The following is a 13082-nucleotide window of genomic DNA, read 5'->3' as shown; positions in this document are numbered from 1 at the left end:
CACAAAAGTAAAAAAATGGCAGTATTGTGCAAGGATATATTTAAAGTTTTCGGTTGGCGGCTCAAAACGCAACAGGAATAATTGCAAAAGCCAAAGTACTGGCATCTAAATTTTTCTAACTTTAGACTTTATTCTTTGTTTAAACGTTAGTAGTAAAATCCCAACCAACCTCCATGCCTCAAAACGTTAGCCAAACTTGCAAAGGCGGCTTACTAAAACCAATTACTATGAAAAACGTATTACCTTTACTATTTACTTTTTACCAGGCTATTGCCTATGGCCAACCCGACAGCTTAAAACTCCAACAACCCCTATATTTTATTGGGCCCGACCATCTGCAAACTGTTTTTCCTAAAGATGACGGATTAACTTACAACCAATTTCTTGGGGAAACAATTGCCGGCCATAACCTTGCAGATGGCTGGAGAACAGACACCCTAAATGGCGGATTCAATAAAGGAATTTACGATAACCCTTACATTGAGTCTAATGGAGAATATATTTGTTTAAAAAAAGAAAATAAATCCTTTGTATTGTATAAATACAATAATGGTAAAAAGTTTAACGGTAAAATTGTTGATACTTTGATGCTTGACTACACTCCTCCTGTTATTCGCGGCATATTGTACGGAAACCCTTATTATGAGAGCAGTACTATAAAAGTTATATTTCAAGCTGATTGCACAGAAGGCTTATTACAAGGAAAGGCAATCATTACTTATTTAAATGGAAAAGAAATAATTGCAGAATGTTATTTTGAAGATGGCGAAATCGTAGGAAAATCTGTAAGTAAAGGACTTTATTCAAATAATATTTACACGGTAAGTTATGAAAAAGGAAATGGAAAACCGTTAAACCAAAAAGAAACAGATAAAGACGGCCATGAAGTTATTTATAAAAACCCAAAAGATGAGTTTACCCTAAAATCAGCATATCTCAGGCTGTCTGAGCCAAATCAATCAGATATCCTGTCAATAATTAATAGTTCATCACTTAAAAACCCATTAACAATTGCCTTACACCATATTTTCTATGCAAATACCCTAAAAGAGGCTAAAGAATACCAAACAGAGCATTTTGAAATCAGGGAGGTAGTATATCAAGACCTCAAAATTGTTTATCATAAGTTTAAACATAGCACTAAAGAGGATCCTGCCGCTATAACAGAGTGCTATGACAAAAACAAAAATATAGTCTTTATTTTATATGAAAATGTTTTATTGGATGAAATAAAGAGTTTAAACTACCGTGAGTATAACGGTTTTTTTGGCCAGTTTATAAATTTTAACCAGTACTACAATGATGAAGTTTATGGAACTTTTTTACTGGCTTTTAAATTTGACAATAAGGGCGCTTTAACCAAGGCGTCAAAGTTTGGTTATTTTTCCCGATCCTATGTAAATGGAAGTACGCAAGGCTGGACGTATAATGACTTTACCGATAAAGTTAAATTAAATTCAAAAAAACATCCTTTTAGTATTTCTAAAACCGATTGAAATAAATGGCAGTATTGTGCAAGGATATATCTTTAAAAACAACTGCTTACAAACTATTTAAAGGGTAGTTTACACTGTTTTGAGAGCGAATGGATTTTTAAAACGCTAACATACACGTTTACAAACCTATAAAAAAAATTAAAATAACTTAATATTTGGCCGCGCAACCCTTTTTGGTTTATACCATCTTTGATAAAAAAACCATTAATTACAATGAAAAAGATTGCACTTTTTATGGCTGTTGCAGCCACCATTCTTGCATCATGCAGCGATGATGACTCAACACCTACACCAACTATTGAAAAAGCATTTTTTGCCGGCGCCTGGAACGAAACAGCCCCTGATGCCAACCACCGCACCTTAAACTTTGTGGGAGACAGCGTTACCCTTGCCCGCGAAGACGGTCTTAACTTTAAAGACAAGTACACCCTGACAGGAAACTCCCTTAATTTTGGTGCTGCACCTAACAACAACCACATTGTTCAGGTTATAGACAGCGTTACTATAAAGCTAAGCCACATTTACATTGCTGCACCTAACGAAAACGGAACTCCACAAACTGTTACGTTTAAAAAGGTTGTAGCAGCTCCACAAGATTAACCCCCTTGCCCCTATTTACAACTAAGGCATCCTGTAACGGGATGCCTTTTTTATTGTTTTATATTTTTACTTATTTCTTTACTATGATAAAATCACTGCGGCGGTTAAGCTGATGTTCCTCTTCAGTACACTCCACCCCGTTGCTGCATTTATTGAGCAGGCGGGTTTCGCCATAGCCGTGTACGCTTTCAATGCGTTTGGGGTCTATACCTTTGCTTACAATATAGCTGTACGTGCTTTTAGCGCGGTCATCACTCAGGCGCAGGTTGTAGTCGTCTTTGCCCCGGCTGTCGGTATGGCTTTCAATTTTAATGATTACGTTAGGGAAGTTTTCCATTACAAACACCACCTTATCAAGTTCGGCAGCAGCCTGTGGGGTAATGTAATACTTATCGAAATCAAAATATATAGGGTTTATGTCTATCAGTTCTACATCGCCGCGCTGTTTCACCAGGTCCTGGTAGGCAATCAACTCAACATCTTTGCTTTTACCGTCAAGCGGAATTGTACCGGGCACATAACCGGGCTTTACAGCCTCTAACACACTTATCTGCGCATTACACGGAATAGTAATGCTGTAGCTGCCGTCGGTTTTACTGATATCCTGGTAGGTTTTGCCATCGGCCTGGGCTTTTATCTCCACCCCTTCAACCGGTTGCCCGCTCTTGGGATTGGTTACTTTACCGGCAATGAGCCTGCCGCATTGTTCGTCTTTCTCAAAATAATAAATATCGTCATCGCCCTTGCCCCCTGGCCTGTTGCTTGAAAGATAGCCGTATTTGGCATCTGCCGAAAGGATATAGGCAAAATCATCGCGGTTGCTGTTTATAGGCCTGCCCAGGTTTTGCGGCAGGGTAAAAGTTTCACCTGTAGCCTTTTCAGGATGGGTAAATGCATCTGCATCCATAACACTTACAAAAACATCGAGCCCACCAAGGCCATAATGGCCGTTACTGCTAAAATAAAGCGCATTGGCCGCAGCAAACGGAAACATCTCGTCTCCCTTTGTGTTTATGGTTTCGCCCAGGTTTATGGGTTTGCCAACCCTGCCATCGTTAAAAATAGGCGCCCTGTAAATATCGGTACCGCCATAACCCCCGGGCATATCGCTCACAAAAAACAGCCAGTTTCCGTCAGTGCTCACCGCCGGTTGCCCCACATTATAATCCGGGCTGTTAAACGGTGCCAGCTTTTTATTGATAAGGGTTTCGGCCTCGATAGTGCCATATACCAGCTGAATGGTATTTGAGCCGTCTTTGCTGTTTTTAAGCTTATCGTTTTTGCCTACATTGTTTACACTTACAAACACCATCTTATTGTTGGGCGAAAACGCCACAGCCGCATTGTGGTAGCCCGTTTGGGCACGGGAAAGAAATTTCTTCTCGTTTTTGAATGAACCATCGGCATTACGGTCGGCTACATACAGCTCGAGGTAGGGCTGCTCGTTCCATGCGTATGTTTTGGCACCATCGCGCACGCTGTCTTTGGCAGAGGCATATACTATCTTATCTTTATAGAATACCGTACCAAAATCGGCCACAACGGTATTGCTGTCCAGGTTGGTGACTTTAAATTTTGGTTCGGTTTTGTTGAGGCTGTCGAGATGTTTTTTTTGATTACGAAGTTTTAAATCCCTGTCTTCATCAAACCTGTAATGGATAAACAGTACAAAATCTGCTTTATCTTCATACCCTTCTATACGCAGTGCATCGGCATAATGCAATTCAGCTACTGGAATAGGACCCGTTGGTGCTGTATCAATATACTTTTCATACCATTTTATAGTAGCAGCCGTATTGCCTATATGATAATTGGCCTCAGCCGCTCTTAGCAAAACCTCTCTATCAGGGTTTTCCTTATCAGATAAATACTTTTCATATTCGGCAGCAGCCTCAGTATAGGCAAGGGCTTCATACAGCCTGTCAGCCTTTTTTAAAACCGACTGCCCCACGGCGCTACCGAAACATACTATAAGGAGTAAGGATAAATATCTCTTCATAAGATGGTTTTAAAAGAAACGTGGTGAATGTATGCGTGTTGCCTTGGGCGCAAGCGTAAACCGTACTATGATTTCGTGCGAGCCGTTGTTGTACTTATTAAGGTCGGTTACCGAATAATCATAGCTATAGCCCGCAAAAATGTTTTGGGTAATCTGCACGCCGGCCAGCGCACTAACCGAATCGTCCCACCTGTAGGAAGCACCCAGCGTTACGGTTTCCTGCAACAAAAAGTTAGCCGAGGCATCTACCGTAATGGGTGCTCCGTTAACAATTTTGCCTAATACGGCAGGCTTAAACTTTACATTGTCTGACAGGTTAAACACGTAGCCGCCCATAACATAATAGTGCAGCCTGTCGGCCATCATGCTTTCCTGCACATCATTATAATAATCGTTACGGATAAAATTGGGCACGCTTACACCGGCATACCACCTGTTAGTATAGTAGTATATACCTGCACCTATATTAGGATTTAGGCGGTTGTTAATATTACCATTAAGCAGCGGGTCGCCCGGCTGGTAGTAGCGCCCCTTGCTCCAGTCTATACTCAGCGAGCGCAGGCCTGCCTTAAGGCCAAATGCCAGGCGGCTCTCATCGGTTATTTGCAGGGCATAACTAAAGTTGGCATCTACATATATCTCATTGCTTGGCCCCAGGTTATCGTTAACCACGCTAAGGCCAACGCCTATATTATCATAATCCTGAGACCACGGGCTGTGCAAGGTAAATGCCTGAGTGGTGGGTGCTCCATCTATGCCCACCCACTGGCTGCGGTGTTGCAATGTGGCTTCAAGATAGCCGGGCGAACCCGTATAGCCCGGGTTTACCGTAAGGGTGTTATACATATATTGTGTATACTGCGGCTCTTGCTGGGCATACAGCCCTCCTGCGGCCATTAGTAACAATACACTATATATTTTATAGAATGCAGTAGTGCACTTCATTAGCTGGTTGTTGGGTAAGATTTGTAAAAATAGTGTTTTTTATTTAGATGCAAATACTGTTGGGAGTTGCGTGTTTAGGGTTGTCTTTAAAGTTTCAATATAAGCTCAGTACGAAAGCGCATATTAACTTTAAAAAACAACTCCCAACCCACAACATGCAACTTTAAACTAAAACCCTATCTTTGCACCCTCAAACAAACAATAGCAATGAGTTTTATAGACGAGATAGAAAAAAGGCGTACGTTTGGCATTATATCGCACCCCGATGCCGGTAAAACAACACTAACTGAAAAGCTCCTGCTTTTTGGTGGTGCCATACAGGAAGCAGGTGCAGTAAAAAGCAACAAGATTAAAAAAGGCGCTACGAGCGACTTTATGGAGATTGAGCGCCAACGTGGTATATCGGTAGCTACATCGGTACTTGCATTTAACTATAAAGGTAAAAAGATAAACATTCTTGATACGCCCGGCCACAAAGATTTTGCCGAAGATACCTTCCGCACGCTTACGGCCGTAGACAGCGTTATTGTAGTGATAGACGTTGCCAAAGGTGTTGAGGAACAAACTGAAAAACTGGTGGAAGTATGCCGCATGCGCAGTATACCCATGCTGGTATTCATCAACAAGCTTGACCGCGAAGGTAAAGATGCGTTTGACCTGATGGACGAGGTTGAGCAAAAGCTGGGCCTTACCGTTACACCGCTGAGTTTCCCTATAGGTATGGGGTATGATTTTCAGGGTATATACAACATTTGGGAGAAAAACATTAACCTGTTTAGCGGCGACAGCCGTAAGGATATTGAAGACACCATTGCGTTTGAAGATGTTAACAACCCCGAACTTGATGAAATAATTGGCGAAAAGCCTGCTACCCGCCTGCGTGAGGAACTGGAACTTATAAGCGAGGTATACCCTGCGTTTGATCGCCAGGCCTATCTTGACGGTAAGCTGCAACCGGTATTTTTTGGTTCGGCATTGAATAACTTTGGTGTACGCGAACTTTTGGACTGCTTTATACAAATAGCCCCTACCCCGCGCCCTAAAGAAAGCGACACACGCCTTGTAAAGCCCGACGAGAAAAAATTCAGTGGGTTTGTATTTAAAATACACGCCAACATGGACCCCAAGCACCGTGACCGCCTGGCGTTTGTTAAAATTGTATCGGGTACGTTTGAGCGTAACAAGCCGTATTTGCACGTGCGCCACAACAAAAACCTGAAATTCAGCAGCCCGAATGCGTTTTTTGCTGAAAAGAAAGAAATTGTAGACATATCATACCCCGGAGATATTGTGGGGCTTCACGATACGGGTAACTTTAAAATAGGCGATACCCTTACCGAAGGCGAAAACATGAGCTTTAAGGGTATACCAAGCTTTAGCCCTGAGCATTTCCGCTACATAAACAACGCCGACCCAATGAAGGCCAAGCAGCTTGAAAAAGGCATTGACCAGCTTATGGACGAAGGTGTGGCACAGCTCTTTACCCTTGAAATGAACAACCGTAAGGTTATAGGCACCGTAGGAGCACTACAATATGAAGTTATACAATACCGCCTTGAGCATGAGTATGGCGCCAAGTGTAGCTATGAGCAATTCCCTGCTTATAAAGCGTGTTGGGTAAAGCCCGATGACCCTAAAAGTGAGGAATTTGCCGAATTCTGCCGTATAAAACAGAAGTTTATGGCCCGCGATAAGTTTGGCCAGCTGGTATTTTTAGCCGATTCTGAGTTTTCTATACAAATGGCACAGCAAAAATACCCGAGCGTAAAACTCTTCTACACATCTGAATTTGAATAAGTTACAATCCCGCGAAAGCGGGATTTTTTATTTACAATTATTGTTCGTTTAAAAAATAGGGTTTCCCCTACTTTATTTGTCACATAAAGTTGTAATTTTAACTATACCGTTGTAGTAACCGTCCCCTAACGATTTAAGACACGTAGAAACTGAATATTAACTAATGAAACGCTTATGAAAAAATAGATATAACACTACTCCCCCCATGTTTAAACACATCCTTATCGTTGAAAGCCTCGACAGTATACTGCTTGGGCTCACAACAGCATTGCAAAATAATTTTGCAGCGCAAATTGACACCGCCCTGAATGGTGATGCCGGTATTGAAAAAATAAAAAAGGCTGTACATGAAAATGGCTATGACCTTATTATTACCGGCCTGGATTATGCAAATCCGGAAACCGTAGAAAGCGGAGAAGCATTTATAGATGCAGCGCGGGCAGTATTGCCGGGCGTTAAGGCTATGGTATATTCTAACGATACCAGGCCGTACCGCATTCATAAACTATTTCATAACCACAAAGTTAATGCTTTTGTGGCCCACAGCCCCGATAGTATGCCACAGGTTATTGATGCGCTAAAGATGATATCAAAATCTGAAGTGATTTTTGTATCTCCGCGCTATTTGCCATTTCATGAAAACAATCTGGGTATAGAACTTTCTGATTTTGATATACGCCTGCTCAGGCATCTTTCTGCCGGTAAAAGCCAACCCGAAATAAGCCGCATTTTTACTGATGAAGGTATTGCCCATGCCAGTGTAAGCACCATAGAAAAACGCATTAATAAACTGCGTTATCAGCTTGATGCCAAAAACACCATCCACCTTATTACTATAGCCAAAGAAGCGGGTGTTATTTGAACATTTGTTAAATTTAACTTGTGTTTAACAATTTTGTTACGGAATTCCACAATCTTAAAAAAATAATTATTATTAATTTTATACTACACTTAAACGACAAAATCACACTTTTATCGATTTATTACTGAAGTAATTTAAATTTTGAATTTATTTGATGTCAAATTAAGGACAAGTACGATTTAACAAATTTAATCTCTAATCCCCTATGAGATATGTGATTGTGAAAGGTGGAAAGAGCTCCGGAAAAGCTACCACCATAAACGAAGTGTGCAGGCGGCTTGCGCCTGAAAAGGTTACTAAGGTTATTCATGACGAAAACGGAAGTACCAGGTTATCTCCCGTATCCTCTCTTGAAGACCTTACAGACGGTAATTACATTATACGTGTAAAGAACAAGAACATCCTGGTTGTATCAGGTGCCCCTACCCAGCAAAAACAAAGCATAACTACCATTATTGAATCGGTACAAAAGCTTGAATTTGAGCCGGAGTTTGCCCTCGTTGCTATGAGCGGACTGGAAAAATTTAAAAACTTTAAAACGGCAGAAGAATTACAAAAATTTGGTAAATGCATCCATGAAACTAAAATATGGCGCATACCATCGCACAATTTTATCAACACAGATGAATGGAAAAAGCGCATTGCTTACCTAACTGCAATAACGCTGCATAACATCTAACAGCACATCAACAACAAAATCAATCACCTTGCTTAAAAAGATAAAGGCCCCGCAATTGCAGGGCCTTTATTTATTTTGTAATGGGCTTATTCTTTTACCACTTTAAGCGTTTGCATGCCGTTTTGTGTAAAAGCTTTTACAATATAGTTGCCCGCAGCAAGCTGAGACATATCTATACTAAACTCAGTGGCATTTGGCAACTGGCTTATTACAGCCTGGCCCAGCAGGTTATAAACTTCAACCGATGTTATATCGGCAGTGCCTTTAAAGTAAAGTACATCTTTAAGCGGGTTAGGATATACCACAATATTGTTTTTTACTGCAACACCGGCGCTTAGCACTTCATTTACAGTTATGGCAAGAACCTCGCTGTTGCAGTCTCCGTTAACCGCTACTACATAATAAGTAGTTTCATCTTCAAGCTCAGTATCAGCAGGCAGCTCATCAGTTAAATCTTCATCGGCATACCAAACAAGGCCTGTACCGGTTACATCAAGGTCGGCCAGCGTATCGCCTTCCTCAAAATCCTGTGTAGCATTACCCACAGGGGCAGTTGGTGTATTGGTAACGGTAACGTTAACCTCAGCACGTGCGCTTTCGCAGCCGTTTACCGTTTGAGATACAAAATAAACACCTGTAGAAACAGCAGCATCAGCAGCAAGGGCTGTACCGCCTGTTTGGGCTACATACCATTGCAGGGCAGTACCTGTGGTAACTGTAAGGTCGGCCACGGTAGCGCTTCCACAAAAAGAAAGGTTGGCAGCAGTAGGTGCCGCAGGAAGTGTATTTACCGTAACCGCAACAGCAGTACGGGCACTCTCGCAGCCGTTTACGGTTTGCGATGCATAGTAAGTACCTGAAGTAAGGGCAGCAGTACCTGCAAGGGCTGTGCCACCGGTTTGGGCAGCATACCATTGTACAGAAGTGCCTGTAGTAACAACAAGGTTAGCCACAGTACCGCTTCCGCAGAAAGATTGTGCAGCAGCTGCAGGCGCAGCAGGAAGTGTATTTACGGTAACCGCAACAGCCGTACGTGCACTCTCGCAGCCGTTTACGGTTTGCGATGCATAATACGTACCTGAAGTAAGGGCAGCAGTACCTGCAAGCGCTGTACCACCGGTTTGTGTAGCATACCATTGCACAGCAGTACCTGTAGTAACAACAAGGTTAGATATGGTACCGCTTCCGCAGAAAGCCTGGGCAGCAGCTGTAGGCGCAGCAGGGATTGCATTTACCGTAACCGCAACGGCAGTACGTGTACTCTCGCAGCCGTTTACGGTTTGCGATGCATAGTAAGTACCTGTAGCAAGGGCAGCAGTGCCTGCAAGGGCTGTACCACCGGTTTGGGCAGCATACCATTGTACAGAAGTGCCTGTGGTAACAACAAGGTTAGATACGGTACCGCTTTCGCAGAAGGCCTGTGCAGCAGCCATAGGTGCAGCCGGGATTGCATTTACGGTAACCGCAACGGCAGTACGTGTACTCTCGCAGCCGTTTACGGTTTGCGATGCATAGTAAGTACCTGTAGCAAGGGCTTCGGTAGCGTCAAGGGCTGTGCCACCGGTTTCGTTAGCATACCAAAATACGCCCGTACCTGTAGTAACAACAAGGTTAGCCACAGTACCGCTTCCGCAGAAAGATTGTGCAGCAGCCGTAGGCGCAGCCGGGATTGTATTTACCGTAACTGCAACGGCAATGCGTGCGCTCTCGCAACCGGTTACGGTTTGCGATGCATAATAAGTACCTGTAGCAAGGGCGATGGTGCCTGCAAGTGCTGTACCACCGGTTTCGGCAGCATACCATTGTATAGTTGTACCTGTGGTTACTGTAAGGTCGGCAACAGTGCCGCTACCACAAAAAGTTTGTGCAATTGCGGTGGGTGTAGCAGGAAGATCATCTATTGTAACGGCAACGGCAATACGGGTACTTTCGCAGCCGTTTACCGTTTGCGATGCAAAATAAGAACCTGTTGTAAGGGCCGTAGTGCCTGCAAGGGCTGTACCCCCGGTTTCGTTGGCATACCATTGTATGCCGGTACCTGTTGTAACAACAAGGTTAGCCACTGTACCGCTTCCGCAGAAAGACTGGCTAACGGCTGTTGGCGCAGCAGGAATTGTATTTACCGTAACTGCAACGGCCGTACGTGCACTCTCGCAACCGTTTACAGTTTGAGAAACATAGTAAGTGCCTGTAGAAAGGGCTGTAGTACCGGCAAGGGCTGTACCACCTGTTTCGGCAGCATACCATTGCACGGCAGTACCTGTAGTTACTGTAAGCTGGCTTACTGTAGCGTTTCCGCAAAAGGCCTGGGCAGCAGCTGTAGGCAATGCCACAGGTGCACAAGGCACAGATACAGTACCGTTAAAAACAAAGTCGTTTATACTAAACGTACCGGCATCGCCACTACCGCCCCATCCATAAATGCGGAACGTAATGGCCGATGTTACACCCTGAAAAGCAGCACCCGAAAGGTCTACCTCAAGATCAAAGTTATTTCCTTCCGGAGAGAACGTATATACACTTGCCACATAATTATCAAGGCTTGACCTTACAGCAAACGAAACAGGCCCTGTGTTTGACTTTTGTGCCGTAAACTGGGCACCGGTAAAATTAAGGGCGTAACCTGTAGCTGGAGTTATGGTAAAGGTAAAATAATCGTTGGCATCTAAAGCAGTAAGGCTCCAGTCGCGGGCATTGTAGCGGTTATTGGCATTGTTGCCGTTTATACCCGTGCCACGGCCTATACCCGTAGCGGTAGCGTTAGCCGCAACCACCTGCCCTGATGTGTAAGGATTATCGGTATTGGGGTTTGTACCGGTAATTTCATTAGAAAAAATGGTTTGGGCATAAAACGCTACAGGCAGCGCCAAAGCCATAAACACAGTAAGGAAAAGTTTTTGTGTAAAATTCTTCATGTGCAATTTGTATTTAGTTAGTATTTGGTTGGCAAGTATCAATCGTTAAAACAAATAATAAAACTGTCAGAGCCATAAAAAATGCCTCCAAAGTTATGATTATGAACCGTCTGCCGGGGCTTATCCCTATAAACAAAACATTAACAATTTGTAAACCTATAAATATTCTTTTCTGTAACTACAGTACTTTCCATACCTGTATGCCATAAGCAGGCATATTTATACTCCTGCCGCCACGCATAAAGGTAACCTTTTCATTACCCGAAAGCAGCCTGAGTTTCCTGAAGTTAACTATATCATTGCCTTCAAGCAAAACGGCTTCGTCTTTACCCGAAAGGTTTATTACCACCAGCACCTGCCCTATTTTAGAAGTCCGCACAAAAGACAGTACATTCTCACTTCTGTTAGGCACATTTTCATAACGTCCGTTAATGAGGGCTTCTTCTGTACGGCGCAGGTACAGCAGCTTTTTGTAATAATTGTAAAGCGAGTTAGGGTCGGCTTCAGCTTCTTCTAAAGATATGCCATCATTAGGCTTCATATTGCGCTTGTCCCACCATTCGCCGGTATTTTTATACCACAATGCCATGCCCGGGCCTTCGCCTGCAGCATACCATTCAAACCCCTCACGAATTGGTATATCGTTACCATCGGTCTTGCCGTCGAGCCTGGTGCCTTTCATACCTAATTCCTGACCGTAATAAATAGAAGGCACCCCGCCAATAAGCAGGTTGAGTGCTGCGGCAATTTTAAGTTTGGGCAGCTCCACACCAGGCTCACTCGCAAAACGGTTGGTATCGTGGTTTTCTATAAACACAAACGGCAGCTTATGCTCCGGCAGGTAGTTAAATGTGCTGTCGGCAGCTGCAATAATACTCTCTTTATCAAAAGTGCCTATGGCCTGCTTAAGCCTGAAAGCAAAAATGCGGTCTACGCTGCCTTTGGTAAGGTAGTCATAGCCATAAGAGCCCCAGTCTGCCTGTTCGGCTACAATTTTAAGGTTGGGGTTTACCTTTTTAACCTCAGCCAGAACCGGTGTCCAGAAATCTTTAAACAGGTTGGTTAGCTTATTGGCATTATCAAGGTTATCCATCATGTGGTCCAGCCTGTAGCCGTCTACCCCATCGGTAAACTTACCGTCGCCATTTGGGTCGGCCCAGTATTTCAGCATTTTAACGGTATAGTCTTTAACTTTCTGGTCTTTCATGTTTACCACAATAATCTGCTCTTTGCGGTTATTGTAGGTAGTAAATTCTGGCACATCATAAAAGTAGCCCGGCTTTTCATTCTTTGCATCGTTATACATAAGGTACTTGCTGTATGCAGATGCCGGGTTTTTATAAGAATCTTTAAACCAGGGGTGTGTGCCTGCCACATACTGCATTTCTACATCCTGGTAAATTTTCATTTTGCGTTTGTGCACCTCCTCTACAAGGGTGGTGTATTCGGCCAGAGTGCCATATTCGGGGTCTATCGTCTCAAAGTCAGAAGCAAAATAGTTGTGGTAAAAATCGCTGGCATACAGCGGTGTGAGTAAAATACTTGTAGCCCCAAGTTTTTGAATGTAATCCAGCTTTTGGCGTATGCCTTCCAGGTCGCCATGGCCATCGCCGTTGCTGTCAAAAAAGCTGCGCTGAAAAACATGGTAAATTACTTCGTTGTTGGGGTTGCCCTGCGCAGAAAGGGCATTAAAGGCCAAAAGGCCGGTTATAGTAAGGATGAGTTTTTTCATAGCTAAATGGTAAGCACCAAAGGTTTGGTTTCCAAATATAACGTTTTTACCCAATTA

The 13082-nt window shown here is 43.2% G+C and carries 9 protein-coding genes; 5 read left to right on the top strand and 4 right to left on the bottom strand.

Features of this window, described 5'->3' with window-relative positions:
• Positions 1 to 227 precede the first annotated feature (227 nt).
• Positions 228 to 1496 carry a hypothetical protein gene (locus AM279_RS00285; RefSeq protein WP_143090414.1) on the top strand — a complete coding sequence of 423 codons (1269 nt, stop codon included), beginning with the start codon at positions 228 to 230 and terminating at the stop codon, positions 1494 to 1496.
• A gap of 213 nt (positions 1497 to 1709) precedes the next feature.
• The gene (locus AM279_RS00280) at positions 1710 to 2096 is read left to right on the top strand and encodes a hypothetical protein (protein ID WP_054405641.1); all 387 of its coding nucleotides are present in this window, start codon (positions 1710 to 1712) and stop codon (positions 2094 to 2096) included.
• 70 nt (positions 2097 to 2166) lie between these two features.
• Here the strand turns inward: AM279_RS00280 and AM279_RS00275 are convergent, their stop codons facing one another.
• Complete coding sequence (locus AM279_RS00275; RefSeq protein ID WP_074961620.1) at positions 2167 to 4095, bottom strand: OmpA family protein; 1929 nt, start codon at positions 4093 to 4095, stop codon at positions 2167 to 2169.
• A 9-nt stretch (positions 4096 to 4104) separates the two neighbouring features.
• Positions 4105 to 5040 (bottom strand): PorP/SprF family type IX secretion system membrane protein, encoded by a 936-nt coding sequence (locus AM279_RS00270; protein WP_054405638.1) that lies wholly within the window; start codon positions 5038 to 5040, stop codon positions 4105 to 4107.
• A gap of 207 nt (positions 5041 to 5247) precedes the next feature.
• On the opposite strand from AM279_RS00270, the gene AM279_RS00265 reads away from it, so the two are divergent.
• The 3 genes from AM279_RS00265 (at position 5248) to AM279_RS00255 (ending at position 8378) form a co-directional block, all read left to right on the top strand.
• Entirely contained in the window at positions 5248 to 6837 is a 1590-nt protein-coding gene (locus AM279_RS00265) for a peptide chain release factor 3 (protein ID WP_054405637.1), read from the top strand.
• A 205-nt stretch (positions 6838 to 7042) separates the two neighbouring features.
• On the top strand, positions 7043 to 7699 hold the full coding sequence (locus tag AM279_RS00260) for a helix-turn-helix transcriptional regulator (RefSeq protein ID WP_054405635.1): 657 nt from the start codon (positions 7043 to 7045) through the stop codon (positions 7697 to 7699).
• A gap of 205 nt (positions 7700 to 7904) precedes the next feature.
• The gene (locus AM279_RS00255; protein WP_054405633.1) at positions 7905 to 8378 is read left to right on the top strand and encodes a hypothetical protein; all 474 of its coding nucleotides are present in this window, start codon (positions 7905 to 7907) and stop codon (positions 8376 to 8378) included.
• Positions 8379 to 8464: 86 nt separating this feature from the next.
• Here AM279_RS00255 and AM279_RS00250 read toward each other — a convergent pair whose 3' ends face one another.
• Together AM279_RS00250 and AM279_RS00245 are read right to left on the bottom strand one after the other, a co-directional pair.
• A complete protein-coding gene (locus AM279_RS00250) occupies positions 8465 to 11293 on the bottom strand; it encodes an Ig-like domain-containing protein (protein ID WP_054405630.1) in 2829 nt (942 codons plus the stop codon).
• 178 nt (positions 11294 to 11471) lie between these two features.
• Positions 11472 to 13025: an alpha-amylase family glycosyl hydrolase gene (locus AM279_RS00245; protein ID WP_054405628.1), complete on the bottom strand. Its 1554-nt coding sequence runs from the start codon at positions 13023 to 13025 to the stop codon at positions 11472 to 11474.
• Positions 13026 to 13082 lie beyond the last annotated feature (57 nt).

Origin of the sequence: Flavobacterium akiainvivens, assembly GCF_001278115.1 — a bacterium.
GTDB classification, from domain to species: Bacteria; Bacteroidota; Bacteroidia; order Flavobacteriales; family Flavobacteriaceae; genus Flavobacterium; species Flavobacterium akiainvivens.
The sequence above is the reverse complement of the archived record's forward strand: the minus strand, read 5'-3'. Positions and strand labels throughout refer to the sequence as shown.